Source organism: Exiguobacterium sp. EF_C8 (assembly GCF_054956715.1).
Genome location: NZ_CM143264.1, coordinates 3,004,738 through 3,030,422, shown reverse-complemented (window position 1 = coordinate 3,030,422; position 25,685 = coordinate 3,004,738). Strand labels below are relative to the sequence as shown.

Below are 25,685 nucleotides of genomic sequence, written 5' to 3'. Positions count from 1 at the left end.
GAGGAGGAAAATGGAGCGACAATTGTATGCGATGCATAATCAGGTGCGATTCGTGACGGATCAGCCGATTGATGAAGCCGAGTGGGAGGAACTCATCCGTTTCTTTCATTACGTCGATCGACAGTGGTCACGCTTTGATGATCAAAGTGAGGTTAGTCGATTGAATCGTTTGCGGATCGGGGACATGATATCGGTGTCCTTACCGTTAGCCCGCTTACTGGCACGCGCCACACGATACTTCGAACAGACGGAACATTATTTTTCTCCGTTTCTGCTAGCTCAACAACAAGCTAATGGTTACCGGCAATCGTTTCCGTTCACGCAAGCCATCGCTTATGAAGAAACGGCTCCACCGGAAATCGCACCATTCATCATTGAAGGATGCGACGTGACTCGAGTTGGAGGCGGCTTTATCGATCTAGGTGGAATCGGAAAAGGTGCTGCCGCGATGATCGCGGCGCAACGCCTACGAAAAACCTGGAACCGTGGACTGATTGAAGCGGGAGGTGACGTCATCGTCTGGTCTGAGGAGAAACCATGGAATATCACAATTACGCATCCCGAGACCGAACAACGCGTCGCTGATGTGCAATTACGACAAGGTGCGATTGCGACATCGAACCGTGTCTATCGATCGTGGAAGACGGACGGACAGACGCATCATCATTTGTTAGATGGACGAACAGGGCGTCCGACGAGGAGTCCGATTCTGCAAGCGACGGCGTCTGCTCCACAACTCTATGAAGCGGAAGTCATGACAAAGCTTGCCTTTCAGATGACAGAAGCAGAACGTCAAGAAAAATTGTTTCGTTGGTTTCCAAAAGGACGATTACTGATTTTAGACACTACAGGAGAATGGCGAAGCGAACAGAAAGGAGTGAGTGAGATATGGACTGGATGAAATGGTTGTTCTCGACATGGACGATGATTCGCTTGAGTGGCTTAAGCGGACACTTCTTCATGACGATTTCAGTCCTAGCAGGATTGCTTGGTTCCTACCCAGCTCTCAAAAAGCAAAAAGCACGATTGCATCACGTGCACTTATATAGTGGTTGGGCAGGATTGCTCGCAATCGTCCTCCATGCGACGCTCATCATTGTGGATACGTACGCACCACTGACAATCTTCGAGGTCTTGATTCCAGGACAAGCTTCCTATGAACCGCTTTGGAATGCATTTGGAACGATCAGTCTCTACTTATTCGGGTTCGTTCTCGTGACTTCGGATTTCTTGAAGGAGACGCTAGGCAAGACGCTTTGGAAATTGACACACTGGCTTGTTTTACCTGCCTGGCTATTGATGACGGCACATGGTCTTTTCATCGGTACAGATACCGGAACACTATTTACGACGGTTTGGTACGCTGTCTCGACATTGACGATGTTCACACTTGTTCTGTACCGGATGCGGATCCGTCCTATGCAACGGACTCGAACTTCAGCAAAAGAGCGCTCAGTCGTACACTGAGCGCTCTTTTCATTGTCGGGCGAGCCAAGCTGTCCATTCGTTAAAGGCAGCATCCCGATTCTCAATATAGTTGTGATCACTATCGACGATCGCTTCCTCAAACGGACTATCCGATACCAATAAGTCATGATGGAGCGCTTTGATCGATGTTTCGTCCCGTTCTGACGTCATGAGCAACATCGAGCGATCGGCTAGACGTTCTTTTAGCGTTAGTAAGTTCCAGGTCGTATGATGGTGCTTTAACTCGTCGAGTAACGCGTCAGCAGTGGCGTCATTTAGGAAAGCAGCTCCTCGCTCGAGAATACCATGAAGCACAGGCTCGTATTCCGGATGTTCGAGGACGAGCTGACCGACGAGTCCAAAATTAAACGGAGAAATCCCAACATAATGTGCAGCCTCCGGTGTCTCAGAAAAAGCATGCAGACCGGCGAACCCACCCATGCTATGACCGACAACGGTAATCTGATCAGCCTTGATACCGTGTTCAGTAGTGAAAGACTTGGAGCAGACGTAACGTAAAGTTGCCGTTGCGTCTTCCAGAACATGTTGGAATCGGAAGGTTCCGGGACTTCCGATCGTTCCACGATATGACGTGACAAGCACATGGTATCCTGCGCTTTGAAGTTGTACTGCCCAGTCCATGTTTAACTGTTTCCCGGGAAATCCGTGAAAGAGGACAATTAATGGAGCATCCTCTGTATGTTCAGGTGAATAGAGGCGGGCAATCAATTGTTCCGAACCACCGCTTGGAACATGTAAATAGGATAAAGTTGCTTTTTTCGTGATCGTTTCCAAAAAAACACGCTCCTTCATAACCATTTTCTAAGTCTTAGTGTGCGTGAAGATGCACAATCATGCAATGATTAAGTGTATGAACTAAAAAGATGGGATACCCGTCTGGGCATCCCATCTTTTGTAAAGCATGGCTTAGAATACTTTTGTCGTCCATGATTCACAGTTCCATAAGTCTGTTGCAACAGCTTCATAGAATTCTGGTTCGTGTGAGATTAAGAGGACGGTTCCTTTGTACTCTTGTAACGCACGTTTTAATTCTTCTTTTGCTTCGACGTCCAAGTGGTTCGTCGGCTCATCGAGTACGAGGATGTTCGATTCCGTGTTCATCAATTTACAAAGACGGACTTTCGCTTTTTCTCCACCGCTGAGTACTTCGATTTTCGATTCGATGTGTTTCGTCATCAAACCACACTTCGCGAGCATGGCGCGGACTTGCTGTTGTGTCAGAGACGGGAACGTATTCCAGATCTCTTCGATACACGTATTCGAGTTCTTCTCTTTGACTTCTTGCTCGAAGTACCCGATATGCAAGTTCTCTCCCCGCTCAACGACACCCGAGACAGCCGGGATTTCACCGAGTAAACTCTTGAGCAACGTCGATTTCCCGATTCCGTTCGCACCGTGCAAGGCGATCTTCTGTCCGCGTTCGATCGTCAAATCAAGAGGACGAGACAGTGGCTCATCGTATCCGATGACAAGACCTTTTGCTTCGAACATCAATTTACTTGGTGTCCGTGCTTGGAGGAAGTGGAACTCTGGTTTTGGCCGTTCCTGTGCGAGTTCGATGACATCCATCTTATCAAGCTTTTTCTGACGTGACATCGCCATGTTCCGTGTCGAGACACGCGCCTTGTTCCGGGCAACGAAATCCTTCAACTCAGAGATTTCCTGCTGTTGACGCTTGAATGCAGACTCAAGTTGTTTTTTCTTCGCTTCGTGGATCGTGACGAAGTTGTCGTAGTCACCGACATAACGGTTCAATTCTTGATTTTCCATATGATAAATCAAGTTGATGACGCTATTGAGGAATGGAATATCGTGCGAAATCAAGATGAATGCATTCTCATATTCATTTAAATAGCGTTTTAACCACTCGATATGCTGGACATCGAGATAGTTGGTCGGCTCATCAAGTAAGAGAATATCTGGTTTTTCAAGAAGGAGTTTCGCAAGCAGAATTTTCGTCCGTTGTCCACCACTGAGCTCCTGTACATCCCGGTCAAGTCCGATTTCATCGAGACCAAGACCGCGTGCGATTTCTTCGACTTTTGCATCAATCGTATAGAAGTCGTTATTTGTCAAAATGTCTTGCAAGACACCGACTTCTTCGAGCATTTTTTCGAGTTCTTCTGGCTCGACTTCGCCCATTTTACCGTACAAATCATTGATTTCCTGTTCGATATCGAACATGTACTGGAATGCACCTTTGAGAGCATCCCGAATCGTTAATCCTTTTTCAAGGACAGCGTGCTGGTCTAAATAGCCGACGCGCACATGCTTCGCCCATTCAACTTTCCCTTCATCCGGCTCAAGTTGCGACGTAATGATATTCATGAACGTCGATTTCCCCTCACCGTTCGCACCAACGAGACCGATGTGCTCGCCTTTTAACAGGCGGAAGGAGACATTTTCGAAAATGGCGCGGTCACCGAATCCGTGACTTAAGTTAGATACCGTTAAAATACTCATAATTGCTCCTTATTTCATGAATTCCTGTGACTTAGACGCCTGTCCGTTTTTTCTGGTTATTCGCTTTTTTCGTCTGTTGGCTCGTCAATTGTTTCGTTTGTGTTCCTTGTAAGCCAGTCGGACGTTTAGTTTGCGCTTGTTTTTTTGCTTTCAAGCGCTCGATCATTGCCTCTTGCAATGATAGTTTTTTTGGTTGTTCACTCATGTTCGTTCACCTCGATTGATTCGTTCTTACCTTCTAGTATGCCAAAAAAAACGTCTCTTGGAAATGAAGAGACTCGATTTTACATCTCAAAGTGTATCTGCAAGATAGACGACATAACAATTCCGATCGATATCAATTTCACAGCTGTCACGCTCAAAAATACCGTGTCCTTCGACTTCAATCTTGTCTTTGATCAAAAAACGCATCGCTTGGATGTGATTTGGAACCGTTGATGTCTTTAAAAGCGGTTGGGCGCTGTCGGATAGATACTGTCTGAATTCAATATGAATTTGATGCGGTGGATAAACACGTTCTTCCGTCGCACGCGGTGATGCTTTGATGTGGTCGACAATCAATTGATCGTATTCACCTGCCATCTCATTGGAACGAAGCTCGTATTGATGTCCTTCGATGATATGGAATTCGCAGAGTTGGTGGGCGATGATTTCTTCCGGTTCGATCGCATAACGATCATATTGATAGATCGGCTGGAATTCACTATTTTCTTCAACATAGTAGGCAAGTGACATGCGTAAATCCTCCTTTTCATTCTATAGATACTATTACCACATTTTGATAAAAAAAGTTCCGGCAGAACAAAGAAACTTTTCTCTTCGAAAAAGCGTATACTATCCATAACGAGAGTAAAAGGAAAGGGGACTGAGAAGGTGAATTGGATGAAACAAGCTACACTAGCTGCGACACTGTTGATCGGAACGACATTAAGTGGGTGTGGATCGGATGATGCGCGAGCGGAACGACCAGATGATCCGGATTGTGATGACTATGAATATGATAACGATGAAGGTGTCTGGTACTGTGATGATAGTTCGTCGACTCATTCAGGCTACTATTACTGGGGTGGTAGTTATTTCGCTTCACGTGCCTTGATGCACAGTGCGATGCGAACGAAAGGATATACGCCGAAATCGAAAAAAGTAAAGAGTTACAATACGAAAACAAAAGGATTCGGAACGGGCTCGTCCTCCGGCTTTTTCGGCGGATGAATAAACGACAGACCTTTTATGAAGACATCGATCGTTTTTGGGATGTGCTAGACGGGGAACCGTACGCTGTGACGGAAATCATGCCGATTTCGGACAAACGAATCGATCAACTGCATATCGCGGCGCAAGAAGTGTATCGGATATTTGAAAAAGTGCTTCCGATTCTTCGCTCAATGGATGATCAGGCACTACTCGAACTTGGCTTCCCAGTCGAAAGTCTTGCCTTCTTACGACTCGAGACGATGCGACCGCTGACCGTCATCGGGCGCTTTGATTTCATTGCGACGGCTGATCGCATTTCACTCATGGAATGGAATGCCGATACGCCGACCTTCATTAAGGAAGTATTTGAAGTCAACGATGTTGTAGCAGAGAAACAAGGATTTAAACGTGTCAATGATGGAGAAAACGAATGGCTCAAGGAAGCTGTCCGTCGTGCAATCGAAGCAGCGACATATCGGACGAAGCAGGATCCGCATGTCGTCTTCACTTCACATGGCGACCATATCGAAGATCGGCTCACGTCTGAGTATTTGCAGTCGTTCTGGAGTAGCGCGGTCTATTGTCCGCTTGATGCACTAGAGATTCGCCCGGAAGAGGGCTTGTACGATGAGACAGGTAAAAGAATTGATATTTTATATCGGCAAACCTTTCCAATCGAGATGGCTTTGCTGGACCGGGATGAAGAGGGGCGAAACCTAGGACAGTTATTGTTGCAACTTGTCGAGACAGGGCGGCTAGAAATCATCAATCCACCGTCCGCTTTTTTAATGCAAGCCAAGTCGGTTCTTGCGTTGATCTGGATGTTACACGAAACCAAGCATCCATACTTGAGCGAAATGGATCATACGATGATTGCACGTTATTTTTTACCGACATACTTATCAGAAGATGCATTCATCTCAAGCCGACAACCGTTCGTCAAGAAACCGATCTTTGGACGCGAAGGGGACACTGTAACGGTCCATGACGGACAGGGAGAAGTGCTGCTAAAGAATGAACAGCATACGTTTCTTGATCAACCGGCTGTCTATCAAGCGTATCGAGAATTACCGACGTATCCACTTCAAGAAGAGGGAGACGTCGCGTATATGTACGGTGTTTTTATTTTAGGTGGAAGACCGAGTGCGATTGGTGTACGTGCTGGAGAACGGATTACTGGGAATCGTTCCTATTTCGTACCAATCGGTCGACAGCATGAAGGAGGGGAAAACATATGAAAGCAGCCATTTTAGGAGCATCCGGTCTAGTTGGCCAAGAACTCGTAGACCGTTTGTTGGCAGAAGAGGCATATAGCGAGGTACATGTTCTTGTTCGCCGACCGATACGCCGTTTTCATCCGAAACTTGAAGAATGGGTGATTGATTTTGATCGTGTGACAGAAATCGAATTGCCTGTCGTTGATCACGTCTACTGTGCACTAGGTACGACGATTAAACAAGCAGGCTCGCAAGATGCATTCCGTCTAGTTGATTATACGTATCCGGTTGAACTTGGTCGTGAACTGTTAGATCTCGGTGCGACACGTTTTGCTTTGATTTCAGCTCTTGGTGCCCATCCGAATGCCAAAACCTTCTACAATCGCGTAAAAGGGGATACGGAAAATGGACTACGCGTACTAGGATACGATGCATTACTAATTTTCAGACCTTCGCTCTTGTTAGGAGAAAGAGACGAGTTTCGTTTAGGCGAACAGGCAGCTGCGAAAATTTCGACGGTGTTACGACCGTTATTAAAACGCAGTGCCATCGCTCCGATCGAAGCCGGTCAAGTCGCTGCGGCGATGATTCATGAAACGCTACATGCGCCGCCTGGAATTACGATCATCGAATCAAAACAGATGCAATCTTGAGCAGCCGACTTGTCGGTTGCTCTTTTATTATTCTTGTAATATAAATAATATTTGACTCATCAAATGATTTGCGGTTGAATGGTAAAGTGCTGTCTCATATATAAAAAAAGAAGTGAGACAATTCAGGCAAAACAGTGTATTCGTATCCTATCTGTTTCGTCACGCTTATCGTTTGGGGAAAGCGGGAAAAGATGATGGATTATGCACTTATTCAGGGCAGATGAAAGGAGCCAATCATATGGCAGAGTTTGATCGCGATCAGGTCTATAAGACCGTTCCGCAAAAAGGATTCTTTGGAAATCCGAAAGGGTTATTCACCCTCTTCTTCACCGAGTTTTGGGAGCGTTTCTCCTACTATGGTATGCGTGCCATCCTTATCTTCTATATGTACGACTCAGTCGCAAATGGTGGTCTAGGAATTGACAAGACGACAGCTGCGTCAATCATGGCCGTTTACGGTTCACTCGTCTACATGTCTGGGATCATTGGTGGATGGGTAGCTGACCGTTTGCTCGGTACGTCTCGAACTGTATTCTATGGTGGTATCTTGATAATGCTGGGGCATATCGTTCTTGCTTTACCAGCAGGCATTACGGCACTCTTCGTCTCGATGGGACTCATCGTCATCGGTACCGGTTTCTTGAAACCGAACGTATCGAATATCGTTGGAGATTTGTACAGTAAGACGGATAATCGTCGTGATGCTGGATTTAGTATCTTCTACATGGGGATCAACGCTGGGGCATTCCTTTCACCACTCGTCGTCGGTGAAGTGGCTGACCGTGGTGGGTACCATGCTGGTTTCGCACTCGCCGCCATCGGAATGTTCGCAGGACTTATCGTCTTCGTCCTGACGAAAAAGAAAAACCTTGGTCAAGCAGGTACGTATGTCTTAAACCCATTAAAAGGGGACGAGAAAAAACGCTTCATCACGATTGCGTCGATCGTTGTCGTCGTCATTGCGGTTCTCGGTGTCATTGCATCGATGACAGGATTGTTGACGATTTCTCGCTTTACCTTGATGGTCACGATTCTCGGAATCTTGATTCCAATCGCCTATTTCACAGTCATGCTTCGTAGTCCAAAGATTACAGATGACGAACGATCGCGCTTGATTGCTTATATTCCGCTCTTCATCGCAGCAGCGATTTTCTGGGCGATCCAAGAACAAGGTTCATATGTCCTCTCGATCTTTGCAAGTGAACGGACGAACCTTTCATTCTTAGGATTTGAGATTCAACCGGCATTCTTCCAATCGTTGAATCCGCTCTTCATCATCGTATTAGCACCTGTATTTGCAAGCTTCTGGGTCAAGCTAGGGGATCGTCAACCGACGACGATGCAAAAGTTCTCGTTCGGTCTTCTGTTTGCAGGGCTTTCGTTCATCGTCATGACACTACCAGGTATCCTATTCGGTGTTGAAACAACAGTTAGTCCGCTCTGGCTGACGCTCAGCTTCTTCCTCGTCGTCATCGGTGAGCTCTTCTTGTCACCAGTCGGTTTATCGGCAACGACAAAATTGGCGCCGGCAGCCTTCTCAGCGCAAACAATGAGTCTATGGTTCTTGACGAACGCAACGGGACAAGCGGTCAACGCGCAAATCGTTAAGTACTATAAAGCGGATACAGAGATTCTATATTTCGGTATCACAGGTATCGTTGCCGTCATCTTCGGATTACTCTTATTCGCTTTCGCACCAAAACTTCAAAAATACATGCGCGGCATTCGTTAAGATATTCAAAAAAGACGCTTTCTCGATCGAGAAAGCGTCTTTTTATTAATCATTCGTCCGGATATGGCGTAAGGCCTCTGCAAGCAAGGCGACTAACGTTCCGAGGACGAGACCGTTCGACATCAGTGTCGTCATGAGTGGTGGTAAATCGGCCGTTGCTTCTTTCGGTAACAACAACGCACCGATGCCGACGAGAACTGGAAGACCAACTGTGATCATCGCTGTTTGACGATTCAAATCGCGAGCCGCTTCCGTGACGCCGATGATTGCCATGCCGGCAACGATCGGGGCGACCATCGCATAACCAACAGCGACAGGGATTTTAGCAATCAAACCGACGAACGGTGTCACGATACTGAGGAAGAGACACGTGATATTCGCATAAACGAACGCTTTGCGGTCCGTATTATCCGTTGAGGCGATGAATCCAGCCGTTCCGGAAATAGCAACAGGACCCACTGTACCGAACAGACCGGCGAAGAGTTGTCCGATACCAGCCGTGATACCAGCCGTCCCGACTTGTCCTTTGACCGTTTCTCCGCGCTTCGCACTGATGATTCGTTCAATGACCTTGATGTTCGCTAAGACGTTCGTCATCAAGAGTAACGAGATGATGATAGCAGTCGGTAATAGGCTCCAATCGATATGAATACCGCCGAATGGTAATAGGCTCGGTAAAGTGAACAGTGGACCGTCGAAGCTCGGCATCTCAGCACGTCCGATCAGTGCGAACATACTCCAACCGACGAGTAGTGTAATCAATAAAGCATATTGTCGTAAGCGATCACTGCGTTCTAAATAGAGCGAGATCAAGACGGTCAAAATCGAGATGACGGCAGGTAATGCTTGAATCCGTCCGTCTTCGATATTCAACAATCCTTTCATGACGGATCCCGACAGCTGTGCCGACAGCAATAACATATAAACACCAATGACTTGTGGAGTGAAGAGCGGAACTAAGCGTCGTAAGACACCTGTCACCGTCAAGATGATACAGATGATTCCGCTGAGTAAGAGTAAGAATCCGAGCGATTGTAGCGTGTTCGAATAACTGCCGTACAGCGTGACACCAATCGATGAATAGAGAGCGAATACTCCCCACCAAATTCCAGCAGGACCTTCCATGATTGGAAGACGGTGTCCGAGTAGGACTTGAAATAGACTTAAGATGGCAAATACGAATAGACAACGAGATAAAAAGGAAAGCGTCTCGGCACCCGAGAGTTCAAACGATGCTGCGATGGCAAGGGGTGGGGCAATGTTGGTACAGATGATGAATAAAAACCATTGAATCGTAGACACAAGGGTACGCGGCAAAACGTAAATCTCCTTTCGAAAAAACAATAGTGACTTTATCTTAAACCAATTCATGAAAAAGAGATAGGGATGCTTACAATGACTGAAAATTCTATCATTTGTTTTCATATGTGATTTAACACATAATAATGGGTATAACGCTATAGGGAGGGAATGACATGAAAAAATGGAGTAAACGAATCCTTGGAACGATTGTTGCAGTACTTGCGCTACTCGTATTTGCCTTTATGATTTGGGCACAATTCGATTATGACGCTTCGCAGCAAGCGGCGTCTTACGTGGAGACGGAAACACCACGTGAAGTCACGTTTGGAAAACAGACGAGTGACGTCGGATTCATCTTTTATCAAGGGGCAAAAGTCGATGCAGCTGCTTACAGTTATTATGGTAATCAACTAGCGAAAGATGGACATTTTGTCATCATACCGAAGCTACCGTTTCGGATTGCCTTGCTCGATGCAAACGAAGGACTCGATATCGTCGAGGAATATCCGCAGGTCAAAAAGTGGTATCTGATCGGGCATTCACTAGGTGGAAGCGCAGCTTCGACAATCGTCGAACAACATTCGAAGATTAAAGGAATCATCTTCCTCGCATCCTATCCGATTGATTCGATTGATGTGCCCTCACTAACGGTCTATGGTGGACAAGATGGTGTCTTACCAATCGCTGATATCGAAAAAAGTAAGCAGAATGTTCGAAAAGATGCGGTATTCCATGAAATCAAACAAGGAAATCATGCGAACTTTGGTATGTATGGACCACAAAAAGGGGACAACAGGAGCCCATTGACGTCAAAAGAGCAACAAGATGAGGCGTTAGACGAAATCAAACAATTTATCGATATGCCTTGATCGATTCTTTAGGAAGAAACGATTCATCAACCAAACGAAAAAGACGGAGAGATTCCGGCACTGCGTCCGGAATCTCTCCATCTTTTTTTACGGATTTAACTCAAGCGATGAGCGACTTCATCAAGTGTTGGCAAGGCAGCCATTGCACCTTTGACGGAAGCAGCAAGCCCACCTGAAATCGCTGCGAATCGTCCGATATCATGAAGTTCATCTGCTGACCAAGCGAATGAAAAATCACGTAACGCACACTGATAGAGTAACCCGGACATGAAAGCATCCCCAGCTCCTGTCGTATCAATCGCGTCGACCGTAATCGCATCGATGACAGCCATCGCGTGATCCGTATACAGAATCGACCCTTCACTTCCACGCGTGATAGCGAGAAGACGGATCGGGTATTCAGCTAACAATTCGGCAGCCCCGTCATCAAGGTCTGTTTGTCCTGTTAAAAACGTTAACTCTTCCTCGGCGAGTTTGACGATTTGTGCATCCGGTAGGACGGACCGGATCGTCGTCCGTGCTTCATCGAGATTTGGCCATAACGATTCACGCAAGTTCGGATCATACGAGACAGGCACTTGGTGTGCTTTCGCACGAGCGATAGCTGTTCGTGTAGCGTTTACGGCTTCACCAGTGATCAAAGAGATAGAGCCGATGTGTAATAAATCGACAGACTCGAAGTCCTCTGGTACATGTGTTTCGTGAAAATGCATATCAGCGCGTTCCGCATTGATGAACTCAAATGACCGCTCGCCATCCTGCCCATTCGTGACGAGGACAAGACCTGTCTTTTGTGTTGAATCATGGATGAGGTAATCCGTGCGGACGCCATAGTGATGTAACGTATCTTTCAAGAAGTGGCCCATCGAATCATCTCCGACCGCTCCAAGAAAATAACTGTCTGCGCCTAATCGAGCGAGTCCGACGGAGACATTGGCAGGAGCACCCCCAGGATTTTTTTGAAATGTCATGTTCTCGGCATCAAGAGGAATCAAATCAATCAGTGCTTCCCCCAAACTAAAGATTTTCATACGTAGAACTCCTTTCAAGGTCGGGACGAATCCGTTCAATGTGTAAAGCCATATAACCAATTTCTGATTCAGGGACACGCGTATCGAGTTCGACTGCCAGCCAGTTTCCCATCTGATTCGCACAGGCGTAGGCGTCTGCATAACGGGTTTTGACAGCTGATAGAATTACGTCATCCATATCGTGTAACGTTTCTCCCTGTTCGATCCGAGCGAGGACCAATTTCATATGCGTGAAGAAACGATAGTACGTCATCGACGATGTCTCGATCGTTTTTCCAAAAAAGACTTCAATCTGTTCACGCAGTTCATTGAGTAACGTGACCGTCTGCAAAGCAGTTGCCATGTTCGGATGAGTCTGGCGTGCATTATATAAGTGAAGCGCGATGTTCGCTGCTTCTTCTTTAGGGAGGGTGACCTGTAACGCGCGTTCGATTTCAAGGACTGCCCATTCTCCGATCGCATATTCTGGTCCATATAAAAGACGAATCTCTTCTGCTAGTCTATTATGCACGACGAGTTGTTCACGTGCTAGCCGTACAGCATGAGCGAGGTGATCCGTCAGACTGACATGAATATAGTCATGAAACGGCGTCTGAAGTTCACCTTCTGCATGCGAGATGATGCGTTCGGATAAGTCGATGATCTCAAGTGGTGTCGTCGTCAGAATCTCTTTGAACTGTTCCGCATTTTCAAACGAAGGGATGAACATTTTTTCGATCTTCGTCGCTTGGATCGGATCTTTTTTCTTTTTTCCAAAGGCGATACCGGGTCCCATGATGATGCGTTCTTGTCCATTTTCTTTAACGACAACTGCATTGTTGTTGAGGATTTTATGAATAATCAGCCTGACGTCCTCCTTTCCAGTCTTTTCTTTATTATAAAGCGAACGTAGAGCTTTGCGAACCGACAAATGCGACCACCGAGTCAGTGGACCCGGTTTGGTCGCATGAAGGATTAAGCAGCAATGTCTGTTTCTTTTTGTTTACGTGCATCAAGACGCATCAAGACGACAGTCGAAACAAAAGCAGTGACGACCGCAATCGTGAATCCAACGAGGTAGTTGATCAAATTCGTTGCACCGAGCGGGGCGACGATCGCGATCATCGGGATTCCAGTTAGTCCGTAGGCGTTCGCCGCGACTTGCGTCAAGACGACATAACCGCCACCAATCGCACCACCGATTGCACCACCGATGAATGGTTTTCCAAGACGTAAGTTGACGCCGTAGATGACAGGTTCCGTGATACCGAGAAAGGCTGAGAACGCAGACGGTAGGGCAAGTGCTTTGAGTTTGACGTTCTTTGTCAAGAAGTAGACGGCAAGTCCGGCACCGCCTTGAGCGACGTTCGCCATCGACCAGATCGGTAAAAGGAAGTTCTTTCCGATACTTTTATCGGCAAGTAACCCTGCTTCGATTGCATGGAAACTGTGATGCATCCCAGTGATGACAATCGTCGAGTAAAGTCCACCAAAGAGGAGACCAGCGACGACTGAGAACTGTTCGTAGAAGAAGACGAGTACGAATGAGATTCCTTTCCCGAGCAACGTTCCGATTGGACCGATGACGATCAACGCTAGGAAACCAGTGACGAGGACCGTAACGAATGGTGTGACGAGTAAGTCGAGCGTTTCAGGTGTTCGTTTCCGGACTTGTTGTTCAATCTTTGCCATGACCCAGACAGTTAAGAGAACCGGGAAGACCGTTCCTTGGTATCCGATTAACTCGATGTTCATTCCGAGGAATTTCATGACTTCAGGATCACTGTTCCCAAGTGTCCATGGATTCAAGAGGGACGGGTGTGTCATGATTCCCCCGATGACGGCACCGAGATACGGATTTGCACCGAATTCACGAGCTGCCGAGAAACCGATCAGGATCGGTAAGATGATGAAGGCTGAAGACGAGAACATATCAAGTAGTTGAACAATCGGCGAATCGCCCTCGACCCAACCGAATGCTTTGATCATACCGAGTAATCCCATCAAGAGACCAGCTGCGACAATGGCCGGAATGAGTGGAACGAAGACGTTCGAAAGGGAACGGGCAAGACGGGCGAACGGGTTTAATTTTTGAGATGCAGCCTTTTTAACGTCGAGTGGCTCTTCTCCATCGACTTTCACACCAGCGAGTGGTGCAAACGCAGCGAATACCTTATTAACGGTACCGGTCCCGAAGATGATTTGATATTGACCAGAGCTCGAGAAGGCACCACTTACACCATCCAAATCTTCAAGTGCCGCTTGATCTACCTTTGATTCGTCATGTAAAACAAGGCGTAAGCGTGTCGCGCAGTGAGCGGCAGTAATGATGTTCTCGCGTCCACCGACAAGTTCAAGTACACGTTTAGCAGTTTGTTGATAGTCCATCGGAAAAGTCCTCCTTTTTTCGTGAAACACGCTAGATGAGACAAAAAAAGGCAAGACCGAACGACACCTCTCCTAAGAAGGTGTCATTTCGGTCTTGCCAGCCATACTGTCACAATCCGCACTATTGATTTGATTTCATCATAAAGCAGAAAAGAAAGCGTTGTCAACAATCAATTTTCATTTTTTTGAATCCGAATATCAACCTCAACCCCGTAGTGATCGGAAACGACGGGTCCGTGAATCCCATCGAAGACGACACCGACGCGCTCGACATCGATCTTTCGGTTCGATAAGACAAGATCGATGCGTAATCCTTGTTGATTGTCTTCCCATCCATCGATGTTGCCATCGATCGTTTCAATCCCGACCGTTTCCTTAGCAAGCAGAAAAACGTCATGTAATCCTCGTTGCATCATATAGTCATACCCTGTATTTCGTTCTAAGGCATCATTGTTGAAATCCCCGAGGAAAAACGTCCATTCAAGTGGATCCATCCGAGCCATCAAGTGGTTGAATTGTTCCTGGAATGGCTCGACTTCATCTGCCCACCAGCCGAGATGACAGGTATTGAACGTGATGGGTGTTCCGTCGACTTGGATCGTGGCACGGACGATTTTCCGTGATTTCCAATCGAGTGTATCCTGACTACGGCTGACATAATAACTGTCTGACTTCAAGATCGGGTGTTTCGTCAATAAGGCGAGTCCTTCTTCGTATTTATCGTATCCGATATGGGCAAAATCCCAGATGAGGGAGTAGGTTTGACCTTGTTCCTTTAAGGCTTGCTGAATTAAATAAGCAAAATTATCATTACGCACCTCATCATGGACGATCGGTGTATCCATTAATTGACTGACTTCTTGCAGTGCGATGACATCATAATCTTGTGCGAGGATCTGTTGGACGATCTGCTTTAATTTTTCGAGTGGCTGTTCTTCTTGCCACGAATGACAGTTCAATGTGAGTAGACGCATGAGTGATCCTCCTGATTTTTCAAATAAGAAAGGTGAAACTCTTATGAAAGAGCTTCACCTTTAGGTAGTTCCCTAATCTCGCAGGTTTATGCGCCGATCCGGTCTTGGATATCTGATTTTAAGATATCGGCTTTTGGACCGTAGATGGCTTGCACGCCATTGTTCTTAAGGATCAGACCAAGTGCACCGTTTGCTTTCCAGTCCGCTTCTTGTGCGACAAGCGCTGGATTCTTAACGGTGACACGAAGACGTGTCATGCAGGCATCGACGTCTTCGATGTTCTGCTGTCCACCCAGTAAATCAATGATTTGAGAAGCTTGTGAACCATCGGCAGGAGCGGATGTCGCAGCAGCCTCATCTGAAGCTTCAGTAGTCGATACGTTGATATCGTCCAGATAGTTCCCGTTACGACCTGGTGTCGCATAGTTGAACTTCTTGATGACGAAACGGAAAGTAAAGAAGTTCAAGAAGAAGAAGAACACACACACACCGATGAAACGAATTAAGTCACCAATCAAACCAGCTTTTGCAATCAATGGAATGCGTGTCAGAAGTTCGATCGCACCGAACGCATGAATCCGAAGATGCATGACATCCGCTAGTGCGAAGGCAACACCTGTTAGTACAGCATAGATGACGTAAAGAACAGGAGCGATGAACATGAACATGAACTCGATTGGCTCTGTGACACCTGTCAAGAAGACAGCGAGTCCTGCAGATAGGAAGACCGGTTTGTATGCTTTTTTCTTATCTTCATCGACTGACATGTACATTGCGACAGCAATACCGATCAATGAAGCAAGTGATGTGACGACTTGTCCTTCTTTGAAGCGGGCAGGAACGACACTGTTGATTAAGTCATTGTATCCTTGTGTGTTACCGGCTTGCTTTAAGTTGACAAGGTCAGTGATCCAAGCGAGCCAAAGCGGATCTTGACCAGCAACCGTCGATCCTTGAGCAGCACCTGTCAAGATTTTGTACGTTCCACCTAATTCCGTGTAGTTCATCGGTACAGTCAACATATGGTGCAGACCGAACGGAAGTAATAGACGTTCCAGTGTACCGTATACGAACGGTGCAATGATCGGTGCAGAATCACGTGAAGAGGCAATCCAGCGCCCGAAGTCATTCAACAATCCTTGGACGAACGGCCAAACGAGTGACAATGCGAATGCTGCAACAACCGATCCACCGATGACGACGAATGGAACAAAACGTTTTCCGTTAAAGAAGGCGAGCGCATCTGGCAATTTACTGAAGTTATAAAATTTATTAAAGAGAACGGCACCAAGGAAACCAGAAATGATTCCGACGAAGACCCCCATGTTAAGCGCAGGTGCCCCTAAAACTGAAGTGAAATAATCTTTTACGATGAGCTCAGAACCAAGCAATGAATTGACCGTTGCTTTTGGGTCCGCGATCATGTCAGCATTGACGCCAAAGATAGCGCCTGTGACACGGTTGATCAAAATGAAGGCGAGTAACGCTGCGAACGCACCACCAGCACGTTCTTTTGCCCACGATCCACCAATCGCGACAGCGAATAAGACGTGGAGATTCGTAATAATAGCCCAACCTAAATCCTCAACGATCCGGGCAATCGTTTGCATTAATACGATGTCGCCTCCGTACATGCCGATCAGTTTCCCGACCGAGATCATGATTCCTGCAGCAGGCATAACAGCGATGACGACCATCAACGCTTTACCGAGTTTTTGCCAAAAATCGAACGAAATAGCATTTTTCAAGATCATTCACTCCTTTTGGATCTCTTTTTCTCTAATATTTGTGTAAGAACAGTGCAATAATGTAAGCGATTAATGCAACCGTTTGCATATAGAATTGTAAGCGATAACTTTTTAAAAAGCTAGTGTTTTATAAGAAAAACATTCGGAAATTTATTTCAGTGGAAAAATGACAGTTCGGAAAGGTATTCAAATTAAAAAAAAAGAGAAAAAGGCTACAGTGAACATTGTTTGGTTTCAAAAAAGAAAAGATGTTGGGCGGATGAAAGAATGGATTCAACCGATCGGGCAGTACGGTCAGCGGATTCGTACATTACGAGAACGTCATCAGTTAGATCAGCATACATTAGCTGAATTGACTAAAATGACACTTGAGATGATTCAATGTATCGAAAATAGCATTGTGAATCCGTCTTTTTCGATGATTGAGCGGCTGGTCCGTGCTTTGCAGATTCCTTCGGATCATTTGTTACGGCATATTTATATTTGGTCATCTGAAGTCATCTGTCAGCACGATCGTACGACCTTGATCGACATCCCATCGAGTTAATGGGTATGAAAAAGAGGAACGGTGGAAAAGTCCACTGTTCCTCTTTTGAGCGTTTAACGATTATCGACAGTCTCAGGATAGAGATCGTGATTGAATAGACGATGTTCTGCCATTCGTTCATATTTTGTACCAGGTTTTCCGTAGTTGTAGTACGGGTCAATCGAAATTCCCCCACGTGGCGTAAATTTCCCCCACACTTCGAGGTAGCGCGGTTCCATCAATTTCACGAGATCTTTCCCGATGACGTTGATGCAGTTCTCGTGGAAATCACCGTGATTACGGAAGCTGAATAGATACAATTTAAGTGATTTCGATTCGACGAGTTTTTCATCCGGGATATACGAAATGTAGATCGTCGCGAAGTCCGGTTGATTCGTAATCGGGCAAAGGCTCGTAAATTCTGGTGCATTGAATTTTACGAAGTAATCATTTTCCGGATGGCGGTTCGGGAATGCTTCGAGAACTTCGGGTTGGTATTCGAAAATGTATGGAACGGCTTTTTGGCCGAGTAACGATAAGTCGTTTAGATCTTCAGGGCGCATGAATCATTTCTCCTTAGACGCCACGATCGTTCGCGAAAACGAGGGCGTGTAGTTGTGGTAGGACACGTGCGTGATTAAAACGTTCATCACGAGCAACGCGTTCCCAAAGTGTTTTTAAATCGTGTAGCATCCGTGGGGCGATCGTACCTTCTTCGTGCGGATCCGGATTTCCGAGTGATAGATAGAGCGTTTTTAAGGCATATCGCTCTGAAATCATCGCCGCGAAATCAAGATCTGCTTCATCAAAAATGACGATTTTAACGGCACGCTGTTGTTCTGGTAGACGCTTGAAAAAAACATCCAAACGATCAAAATCGATGTTCATGCCACTTGAAGGCGGTTTAGGACTGAGTGTGACGTCATCGATATCAAGTAACCAATTTTGCCAGTAAGAACCTTGTGTCTCAACCGACATCGTGATGTTTCGTTCTTTTAATGCCTCAACCAGCGTACCGATCGAAGCATGAAGTAACGGGTTCCCACCAGAAATCGTGACATGTCCGTAAGAGCCGAGTGCATCGAGGCGTTCCATGATCGTCTCTGCCGTCAAGAGTTCAGGTTTTTCAGAACCATCCCATGTGAAGGCGGAGTCACACCATGAACAGGAATAGTCGCAGCCACCGGTTCGGACGAACATCGTCTTTTGACCGATTGATCGTCCTTCCCCTTGGAACGTTGGTCCGAAAATCTCGAGAACCGGAATTTTTGGCGTTTTCGTTAAGGCACTCATGCTTCGTTCATCCACTCACGACGGACTTCAGCAAAAGCAGTCGGCGTCTCATAAAGTTTGACGAATTCGACACGAAGTCCACGTTCGTCTGGAAGGTGTTGTCCGAGCGTCTCAAAAATCCACGCCGCCATGTTTTCAGCTGTCGTATTCATGTATGGTAATGATTCATTTAAATAACGGTGATCGAGAAGTGGTTCGAGATGTGTTTTAAAGATTTTCTTAAGATCACCAAAATCAAGTGTCATACCGCGGTGATCAAGAAAACCACTGATGCCCATATCGACATGGTACGTATGACCATGAAGCGCACGGCATTTCCCATCGTAATCATATAGGTGGTGTGCTGCGTCAAACGTTAATTTTTTTACGATCATGACGCGGGATTTCGTATAGATAAGCGAGTCGCCAGTCGGGCGCTCGACCGTTTCAGGTGCTTCGTAATTGAATGTCATGTGTGTTGAACCTCCTTGATGTATGCATCTAATCCATTTTTTCGTAATTCACAGGCCGGGCATTCGCCGCAACCATCTCCAATGACGCCGTTGTAACACGTCAACGTGCGATTTCGAACGAAATCAAACGCACCGAGCGAGTCGGCAAGCGCCCACGTTTCTTTTTTGTCGAGCCACATGAGTGGCGTGTGCAGTACGAATGGATAGTCCATTGCAAGGTTCAATGTCACATTCAGTGACTTGATGAAGGCATCACGGCAGTCTGGGTAACCAGAAAAGTCCGTTTCACATACGCCAGTGACGATATGACGGATTCCGCGTCCTTTCGCGAGGACGGCTGCGAACGAAAGAAACAGGTGGTTCCGTCCATCTACAAAAGTAGAAGGGAGACCATCTTCGTTCGTCGTGATGGTTTGGCTGTGGTCAGTCAAGGCGTTACTCGTTAGTTGACTGAGAAGAGAGAGATCAAGCTCATGGTGTTTGACACCGAGCTCAGAGGCGATGTCGCGTGCGACTTCGAGTTCTTGTGCATGACGTTGTCCGTAATTAAACGTCACGACTTCGACTTCTTCGTACTGTTTCAGTGCCTGAAACAGACAAGTCGTTGAGTCTTGGCCGCCACTGAAGACGACAAGAGCACGTTCGTTTTTCATAATGTACACTTCCATTCCTAGTTTTTATAACGGAGGAGGTTACGAACTCCGGAGACGTAGTCTCAACTATTCACACTAGCAGAAGCCATCAAAAAAGTCGACGTTTTCTAATGAAGGCCAAAAAAGAGATGCTGATTGTCGCTCGGACGATCGGCATCTCTTAATAGGAAATTACAGCGGATAGTGGTAATAGCGTTCTTTGACGAGCAGGTCACGGATGTTCGAGTCTTCCGAGATGACTTTCATCAAACCACCTGTTTGAGAAGCGTGTGCTTCGAGTGCCTTGATCTTTTGATCCGTATAGGCACTGACATCGTGAATGAATGTTCCTTCTCCAAGCTCTTCTTTCGTATTGTTCGCAAAAGCGACCGCAAGGAACTCAGGGCGATTGGCAGGATCCATCATCCGAAGGGCACGAACGACGGCGCGAGCTGTCGCTTCGTGATCGGGATGGACCGCGTAACCCGGATAAAATGAAATCAAGCGAGTCGGGCGCGTCTGTTGAATCAACGTAAAGATACGGTCAGCAAGTGCCGCTTCATCCTCGAATTCAACGGTCTTATCGCGAAGTCCCCACATTTGGAGATCCGAAATCTTCATTTTTTCAGCTGCATCGATCAACTCACGTTTGCGAATCGTTGCGAGCTGTTCCCGGTTCGTAAAGACAGGGCGTCCCATGTTACGGCCCATCTCACCGAGCGTCAAACAAGCATATGTGACAGGACCACGATTTTCTGCGTGCTCGATGATCGTACCAGCAGAACTGAAGGCTTCGTCATCCGGGTGAGGGAAGACGACGAGTAAATGATCTTCGTGTGTCATGCGTCTACCTCCTCTGCACCTTGAGCAAATGGTGTCGGGCTAAGTTCAAAAGCAATCGCAAGACGTCCTTCGACATCGTGACCGGCAATCAACAATTGATCCCCAGCAAATTCGAAATCAGTTAATCCCTCACCGTATAACCAGCCGTGTGCAAGTTTCAAACCGATCCGGTAAGGACCGTTTCCTGTGATCAAACCACGTTCGTAAGTGATTTCCGCATTACGGAAAAACATCCCTGCGCTATGGAAGGTCGGATCTTGGTGCGTCGCGTAGGCACCGTTCGTCGTCTCAACGTGTACGTATAACGGTGTATTCGCATGTTCGTCGATATAACGCTGTATCTCTTGTAAATCAATGGCTTGCATAAATCATTCTCCTCTCCTATACAGAAAGAAGTCCGCGGATATCGCGGACTTCTTAAGCGGATCAAGACTGGACTGTACGATGTGCAGCGTGATCAGTTGGTCCGACGTATTCATTCAAACGGAATGAATGACGAATCGCAGAAGTGATAAAAGATTTTGCTGTACGGACAGCAGCTTCTACCGATGCACCTTTTGCGAGTTCGGCCGTGATTGCTGCAGAGTACGTGCAGCCGGCACCGTGCGTGTACGGTGTCTCGATTCGTTCGTCCTCAATCAGGATAAACTCTTTTCCGTCATAAAGCACGTCAACTGCTTGTGGATGGTCAATCTTACTGCCACCTTTAACAAGAACGTATTGCGCACCTTTTTCATGAATCCGCGCTGCTGCAAGTTTCATTTCGTCTATCGTTGCTGGCGTTTTACCAAGACCCGATAATTGACCTGCTTCAAAGACGTTCGGTGTGACGACTGTCGCAAGTGGTGTCAAGACATCACGAAGTGCGTTCGCTGTATCAGGGTTTAGCACCTCATCCTCGCCTTTACAGACCATAACAGGATCGATGACGACGTTTTGGACGCCGGATGATTTGATTTTTTCGGCAACGGCTTCAATGATTTCGACAGTCGGGAGCATTCCCGTCTTCATCGCATCAACACCAATACCTCCAAGGACCGTGTGGATTTGTGTCCGGACGAGTTCTGTGTCGATTGGGTAAACCGCATGATGCCAAGAGTGATCAGGATCTTGAGCGACGATGACCGTCAAGGCATTCATTCCGTAGACGCCAAGTTCTTGGAACGTCTTTAAATCAGCTTGAATGCCAGCTCCACCACTCGTGTCGGAACCAGCAATCGTTAAGGCTTTACGTTTTGTCATGGGGCATTCCTCCTAAAGAAATAGACAATCCTTCTTGTTCTTCATGATAGCGAATTATGGGAAAAACAACAACTGTCGACGCTTCTAGCGTAGACAAAACCCCACCTATCTTGAATAGGCGGGGTGCGTACTTATTTAATGAATAAGAAGTCGAGAATATAGTAGATCATAGCAGCTAAAGCCATTGAAATCGGCAATGTGATGACCCATGTGATAAGCATGCGTTGCGCTGTTCCCCACTTGACACCTTTCTTACGGTGCGATGTACCTACACCTAAGATGGCAGATGAGATGACGTGTGTCGTCGAAACAGGAAGATGAATCGCCGTTGCACCAAAAATGATTGCTGCTGATGTTAAGTCAGCTGCTACACCATTGACTGGACGGATTTTCATGATTTGACCACCGACGGTTTTGATGATGCGCCATCCACCGACAGATGTTCCGAGACCCATTGCGATCGCACAGGAAAGTTTAACCCAAGTGGCAACTTCGTGATCCGTTTGGAAACCAGACGAAATCAAAGCGAGTGTGATGATCCCCATCGCTTTTTGCGCATCATTCGTACCGTGTGTGTACGATTGTAATGCAGCAGTTGCGATTTGGACGTGGCGGAAGCGACGATTCGTTTTCGCCAAATTTCCTTTTTTGAAGATGATTTTAAAGACTGCATATACGATGAAACCGAGTGTGAAGGCGAGTACTGGTGAAATCAGCAAAGCTTCAACGATTTTCAAGAACCCTTTTGCTTCGATGCCACCAAATCCAACAGAGGCAACAGCTGCACCAGCAATCGAACCAATCAGTGTATGCGACGAACTTGACGGAATACCAAAGTACCAAGTCAAGAGATTCCAAGCAATGGCTGAAATCAAGGCAGCGATGACGACATAGCTCCCGTGTTCAAGTGTTGACGGGTCAACGATGTCACCAGAGATCGTTTTTGCGACTCCAGTGAATGTGATTGCACCTAGGAAGTTCATCGATGCAGCCAAAATGATGGCATGGCGTGGTTTCAAAGCGCGAGTCGATACAGCAGTCGCGATTGAGTTCGCTGTATCGTGGAAACCGTTGATGAAGTCGAAGCTAAGTGCGAGAATCACGATTATGGCGGTGATGATAAACAGGCTATCCATCTCGTTAGCTCCTCACTTAAGCGTTTTTCATGATGATCGTTTCAATGACGTTAGCTGCGTCTTGGCAGTAGTCCGCGATTGATTCGAGCGATTCATAGATTTCTTTGTATTGAATGATTTTAATTGGATCTGTTTCTGTTGCGAACAACGCTTTGATTGATTTACGGCGTAAGTTGTCACAAATAGTCTCTTGTTCTTTGATTTTAATGACGTGTTCACGCATCGGTTGCAATTTACGTGCAACAAGAAGATCCATTGACGTTGCGAGTTCTGAAACAGCGATGTTGATTTCATCAACGAACTTAATCATGTGCTCGTCTGCTTGAACGATATTGTAGATTTCGAAAATAGCAGAACATTCTTCAAAGCCATCTAAGACGTCATCGAGTGCGTTAGCGAGTGCGAGTAAGTCTTCGCGATCGATTGGCGTGATGAACGCGTTGTTCAAGTCGATGATCAACTGATGCATCAAATCGTCCCCAGCTGTTTCGAAGTCTTTTACTTTATGTGCAAATTCTTTTACATCCGCGATGCCGTTGATTTTAAAGTCAACGAAGAATTGCGAAGTCGTTTTTAAGTGTCCTGCGATTTCTGATAATTTAACTGCGAATGGATCTTGTTTTTTACTAAACATTTCTTCTGCCTCCATATTAAGAACAAGAATAGAATAGTGAAGCAACTTCACGAGTTCGATTGTAGCAGACGGTATTGTAAAAGAATACATTTATGAAGCGTCTTTACGAAATCTTAATAAATCTTAATATGAAGGTGATTGTAGATTTAATAAATTATCTGACAATAGGAGATTACATGTGTACTTAATTGAAATAGGTTGGATTGCGTTGTGATTACAAGCGAATGTCTTGTGATTGTAAGAATAAAAGCGCATCAGAAGTGGGAAAAGAGGATATGGCGTATGAAAATCGAATGATATGATTAAGTCTGCGTAATTAGGTAAAAGAGGAGGATTTTATTATGCTCGTTCAAAGTTTATGTATCCCGAAGCACCAATGTGTCACGATTTCCGAAACAGCGACGATCCGTGAAGCGCTTGACACGCTTGAAAAAACCGGATACCGATGTGTCCCGGTTCTTAGTCAGACAGGACAGGATTTCAAGGGGAATATCTATAAGATGCACATTTATCGTCATGGGATGAATGGTGGCAGTTTAGACGACAATGTCATGTCGCTGATTAAGAATACATCCAAATACATCTATACAGGAAGTAATTTCTTTGAAGTCTTCTTCTCAATTAAGGAATTACCGTATATTGCGGTCTTAAATGACGACGGTCATTTCTTCGGTATCTTACCGCACGGGAAGATGCTTGGAATGCTTGAGGAAGCGTGGAATCGTGATTCGGGAAGTTACGTCTTAACGGTAGCCTTAAGTGAACAAAAAGGGGCGCTCGAGAAAATTTCGAAGATCGTTAACAAATATTCAACGGTGGCGAGTCTGATGACTCTCGATGCAAAGAGTAGTGTCATGCGTCGCGTATTAATTACGTTACCAACGGATTGTGACGAGAAGACGAAGAAAAAAATCGTGAAGAAACTTGACGACAAGGGTCTTCGTGTCGTCGCTGTTGAAGATTTAGCTGTTCGTGTATAATGGACCCGCATAAGACCAGTCATGACTGGTCTTTTTTTGAGGGAAAGGAAGGATAGACGATGAAACTATTAGTAGTAGGAGCAGGTGCGATGAGTGAGGCGCTCGTTCAAGGGTGGGTCGCTTCTGGATTTAAGCGTGAGGACATTACGATGACGAATCGCAGTGGTGGAGCACGCTTGACGGAAGTCGCGGCGCGACACGGCATTCAAACAGTCGAGCAAGAAGATGTCTCCTTATATGATGTCGTCATGCTTGGCATGCAACCCGATGGTGTACTTGCCTACGTAGCAAACCAACAATGGACGCATCAAACGATCGTTTCGATTGCGGCTCATATTACACCGGACGAAATCGAACGGTTAACGGAACGTCCGACAGTTGCTGTCATGCCGAATACACCCGTTGCCCATCGATTAGGAATGACTGGACTATGGTTCGGCTCACGCGTGAACGAAGAGATCCGAAGTGTAGTCGAGGCATTATTTGAACGTGTCGGAGAAATCGCGGAGGCAAATGAAACAACGATGCCAGCGTTCATGGCGGCAGCTGGATGTAGTCCAGCATTCTTCTATGAAATCGTAGCTGGTATGGTACCAGTTTTGACGGATGCCGGTTTTGAAGAGGGAAATGCACGTCGAATCGTTGCTCAAGCGATGAAAGGTTCAGCTGAAATTCTCATGCGTTCTAATGAGAGCACAGATCGTCTCATTGCTGACGTTGCAGCACCTGGTGGACCGACGGATCGTGGTGTCCAAGTGTTACGGGAGCGTCACCTGTTCGAAACGATGCAAGCGGCGCTACGAGAGAGTGCACGTGAAGCAAACGAATAATCCACTTCAGAACGCTTACGTATAATAAAATGCGTAAGCGTTTTTTTTGTTCACGAAAGTTTCACGTGAAACATAAGCA

At 46.3% G+C, this 25,685-nt stretch carries 29 protein-coding genes; 10 read left to right on the top strand and 19 right to left on the bottom strand.

Annotated features, from left to right (window positions below; translation table 11 throughout):
• Positions 1-10 precede the first annotated feature (10 nt).
• Positions 11-901, top strand: a complete 891-nt coding sequence (locus ACY2IG_RS16010; protein WP_290788282.1) for an FAD:protein FMN transferase — start codon at positions 11-13, stop codon at positions 899-901.
• On the top strand, positions 889-1,467 hold the full coding sequence (locus ACY2IG_RS16005; RefSeq protein ID WP_035411965.1) for a hypothetical protein: 579 nt from the start codon (positions 889-891) through the stop codon (positions 1,465-1,467). Before ACY2IG_RS16010 ends, ACY2IG_RS16005 begins: the two co-directional genes overlap by 13 nt.
• Positions 1,468-1,476: 9 nt before the next feature.
• Here the strand turns inward: ACY2IG_RS16005 and ACY2IG_RS16000 are convergent, their stop codons facing one another.
• The 4 genes from ACY2IG_RS16000 to ACY2IG_RS15985 all read right to left on the bottom strand — a co-directional run bounded on the left by ACY2IG_RS16000 (position 1,477) and on the right by ACY2IG_RS15985 (position 4,686).
• Positions 1,477-2,262: an alpha/beta hydrolase family protein gene (locus ACY2IG_RS16000; RefSeq protein ID WP_462618195.1), complete on the bottom strand. Its 786-nt coding sequence runs from the start codon at positions 2,260-2,262 to the stop codon at positions 1,477-1,479.
• A 132-nt stretch (positions 2,263-2,394) separates the two neighbouring features.
• Entirely contained in the window at positions 2,395-3,951 is a 1,557-nt protein-coding gene (locus tag ACY2IG_RS15995) for an ABC-F family ATP-binding cassette domain-containing protein (protein ID WP_023469741.1), read from the bottom strand.
• 31 nt (positions 3,952-3,982) lie between these two features.
• Entirely contained in the window at positions 3,983-4,156 is a 174-nt protein-coding gene (locus ACY2IG_RS15990; RefSeq protein ID WP_023469740.1) for a hypothetical protein, read from the bottom strand.
• A gap of 86 nt (positions 4,157-4,242) precedes the next feature.
• A complete protein-coding gene (locus ACY2IG_RS15985; protein WP_056064819.1) occupies positions 4,243-4,686 on the bottom strand; it encodes a hypothetical protein in 444 nt (147 codons plus the stop codon).
• Between the two features lie 147 nt (positions 4,687-4,833).
• Here ACY2IG_RS15985 and ACY2IG_RS15980 point away from each other — a divergent pair, with 147 nt between their 5' ends.
• The 4 genes from ACY2IG_RS15980 (at position 4,834) to ACY2IG_RS15965 (ending at position 8,747) form a co-directional block, all read left to right on the top strand.
• Complete coding sequence (locus ACY2IG_RS15980; RefSeq protein WP_035411974.1) at positions 4,834-5,163, top strand: hypothetical protein; 330 nt, start codon at positions 4,834-4,836, stop codon at positions 5,161-5,163.
• Positions 5,160-6,383 carry a glutathionylspermidine synthase family protein gene (locus ACY2IG_RS15975; RefSeq protein ID WP_462618194.1) on the top strand — a complete coding sequence of 408 codons (1,224 nt, stop codon included), beginning with the start codon at positions 5,160-5,162 and terminating at the stop codon, positions 6,381-6,383. The genes ACY2IG_RS15980 and ACY2IG_RS15975 overlap by 4 nt, the downstream gene beginning before the upstream one ends.
• On the top strand, positions 6,380-7,015 hold the full coding sequence (locus ACY2IG_RS15970; RefSeq protein ID WP_056064825.1) for a Rossmann-fold NAD(P)-binding domain-containing protein: 636 nt from the start codon (positions 6,380-6,382) through the stop codon (positions 7,013-7,015). Before ACY2IG_RS15975 ends, ACY2IG_RS15970 begins: the two co-directional genes overlap by 4 nt.
• Positions 7,016-7,253: 238 nt before the next feature.
• A complete protein-coding gene (locus ACY2IG_RS15965; protein ID WP_035411982.1) occupies positions 7,254-8,747 on the top strand; it encodes a peptide MFS transporter in 1,494 nt (497 codons plus the stop codon).
• A 45-nt stretch (positions 8,748-8,792) separates the two neighbouring features.
• On the opposite strand, the gene ACY2IG_RS15960 is transcribed toward ACY2IG_RS15965, so the two are convergent.
• The gene (locus ACY2IG_RS15960) at positions 8,793-10,049 is read right to left on the bottom strand and encodes a purine/pyrimidine permease (protein ID WP_329469523.1); all 1,257 of its coding nucleotides are present in this window, start codon (positions 10,047-10,049) and stop codon (positions 8,793-8,795) included.
• Positions 10,050-10,222: 173 nt separating this feature from the next.
• Between ACY2IG_RS15960 and ACY2IG_RS15955 the strand changes: the two genes are divergently transcribed.
• A complete protein-coding gene (locus tag ACY2IG_RS15955; RefSeq protein WP_462618193.1) occupies positions 10,223-10,918 on the top strand; it encodes an alpha/beta hydrolase in 696 nt (231 codons plus the stop codon).
• Between the two features lie 95 nt (positions 10,919-11,013).
• On the opposite strand, the gene ACY2IG_RS15950 is transcribed toward ACY2IG_RS15955, so the two are convergent.
• The 5 genes from ACY2IG_RS15950 to ACY2IG_RS15930 all read right to left on the bottom strand — a co-directional run bounded on the left by ACY2IG_RS15950 (position 11,014) and on the right by ACY2IG_RS15930 (position 17,038).
• A complete protein-coding gene (locus tag ACY2IG_RS15950) occupies positions 11,014-11,949 on the bottom strand; it encodes a carbohydrate kinase family protein (RefSeq protein WP_035411991.1) in 936 nt (311 codons plus the stop codon).
• Positions 11,936-12,859 (bottom strand): PRD domain-containing protein, encoded by a 924-nt coding sequence (locus ACY2IG_RS15945; RefSeq protein WP_462618192.1) that lies wholly within the window; start codon positions 12,857-12,859, stop codon positions 11,936-11,938. Before ACY2IG_RS15945 ends, ACY2IG_RS15950 begins: the two co-directional genes overlap by 14 nt.
• 44 nt (positions 12,860-12,903) lie before the next feature.
• A complete protein-coding gene (locus ACY2IG_RS15940; RefSeq protein WP_462618191.1) occupies positions 12,904-14,316 on the bottom strand; it encodes a sucrose-specific PTS transporter subunit IIBC in 1,413 nt (470 codons plus the stop codon).
• Between the two features lie 170 nt (positions 14,317-14,486).
• Positions 14,487-15,290: an endonuclease/exonuclease/phosphatase family protein gene (locus ACY2IG_RS15935; protein ID WP_035411996.1), complete on the bottom strand. Its 804-nt coding sequence runs from the start codon at positions 15,288-15,290 to the stop codon at positions 14,487-14,489.
• An 86-nt stretch (positions 15,291-15,376) separates the two neighbouring features.
• Positions 15,377-17,038 carry a PTS transporter subunit IIBC gene (locus ACY2IG_RS15930; protein ID WP_056064873.1) on the bottom strand — a complete coding sequence of 554 codons (1,662 nt, stop codon included), beginning with the start codon at positions 17,036-17,038 and terminating at the stop codon, positions 15,377-15,379.
• A gap of 259 nt (positions 17,039-17,297) precedes the next feature.
• Here ACY2IG_RS15930 and ACY2IG_RS15925 point away from each other — a divergent pair, with 259 nt between their 5' ends.
• On the top strand, positions 17,298-17,585 hold the full coding sequence (locus ACY2IG_RS15925) for a helix-turn-helix domain-containing protein (RefSeq protein ID WP_056064836.1): 288 nt from the start codon (positions 17,298-17,300) through the stop codon (positions 17,583-17,585).
• A 53-nt stretch (positions 17,586-17,638) separates the two neighbouring features.
• Here ACY2IG_RS15925 and queF read toward each other — a convergent pair whose 3' ends face one another.
• The 9 genes from queF to ACY2IG_RS15880 form a co-directional block, all read right to left on the bottom strand.
• A complete protein-coding gene (queF, locus tag ACY2IG_RS15920; protein WP_035412002.1) occupies positions 17,639-18,127 on the bottom strand; it encodes a preQ(1) synthase in 489 nt (162 codons plus the stop codon).
• A gap of 13 nt (positions 18,128-18,140) precedes the next feature.
• Positions 18,141-18,857, bottom strand: a complete 717-nt coding sequence (gene queE / locus ACY2IG_RS15915) for a 7-carboxy-7-deazaguanine synthase QueE (RefSeq protein ID WP_035412005.1) — start codon at positions 18,855-18,857, stop codon at positions 18,141-18,143.
• Positions 18,854-19,309, bottom strand: a complete 456-nt coding sequence (gene queD / locus ACY2IG_RS15910) for a 6-carboxytetrahydropterin synthase QueD (RefSeq protein WP_023469724.1) — start codon at positions 19,307-19,309, stop codon at positions 18,854-18,856. Before queD ends, queE begins: the two co-directional genes overlap by 4 nt.
• Positions 19,306-19,962 (bottom strand): 7-cyano-7-deazaguanine synthase QueC, encoded by a 657-nt coding sequence (gene queC / locus ACY2IG_RS15905; protein ID WP_023469723.1) that lies wholly within the window; start codon positions 19,960-19,962, stop codon positions 19,306-19,308. The genes queD and queC overlap by 4 nt, the downstream gene beginning before the upstream one ends.
• Before the next feature lie 171 nt (positions 19,963-20,133).
• Positions 20,134-20,784, bottom strand: coding sequence for a bacillithiol biosynthesis deacetylase BshB2 (gene bshB2 / locus ACY2IG_RS15900; RefSeq protein WP_056064839.1), 651 nt, complete (start codon positions 20,782-20,784; stop codon positions 20,134-20,136).
• A complete protein-coding gene (locus tag ACY2IG_RS15895; protein WP_035412012.1) occupies positions 20,781-21,149 on the bottom strand; it encodes a YojF family protein in 369 nt (122 codons plus the stop codon). Before ACY2IG_RS15895 ends, bshB2 begins: the two co-directional genes overlap by 4 nt.
• A gap of 61 nt (positions 21,150-21,210) precedes the next feature.
• Positions 21,211-22,026, bottom strand: a complete 816-nt coding sequence (pdxK, locus tag ACY2IG_RS15890; RefSeq protein ID WP_023469720.1) for a pyridoxine/pyridoxal/pyridoxamine kinase — start codon at positions 22,024-22,026, stop codon at positions 21,211-21,213.
• A 131-nt stretch (positions 22,027-22,157) separates the two neighbouring features.
• Positions 22,158-23,162, bottom strand: a complete 1,005-nt coding sequence (locus tag ACY2IG_RS15885; RefSeq protein WP_035412015.1) for an inorganic phosphate transporter — start codon at positions 23,160-23,162, stop codon at positions 22,158-22,160.
• Positions 23,163-23,178: 16 nt separating this feature from the next.
• Positions 23,179-23,796, bottom strand: coding sequence for a DUF47 domain-containing protein (locus ACY2IG_RS15880; RefSeq protein ID WP_035412018.1), 618 nt, complete (start codon positions 23,794-23,796; stop codon positions 23,179-23,181).
• A gap of 341 nt (positions 23,797-24,137) precedes the next feature.
• On the opposite strand from ACY2IG_RS15880, the gene cbpA reads away from it, so the two are divergent.
• Positions 24,138-24,776, top strand: coding sequence for a cyclic di-AMP binding protein CbpA (gene cbpA, locus ACY2IG_RS15875; RefSeq protein ID WP_035412021.1), 639 nt, complete (start codon positions 24,138-24,140; stop codon positions 24,774-24,776).
• Positions 24,777-24,835: 59 nt separating this feature from the next.
• A complete protein-coding gene (locus tag ACY2IG_RS15870) occupies positions 24,836-25,606 on the top strand; it encodes a pyrroline-5-carboxylate reductase family protein (protein WP_035412024.1) in 771 nt (256 codons plus the stop codon).
• Positions 25,607-25,685 lie beyond the last annotated feature (79 nt).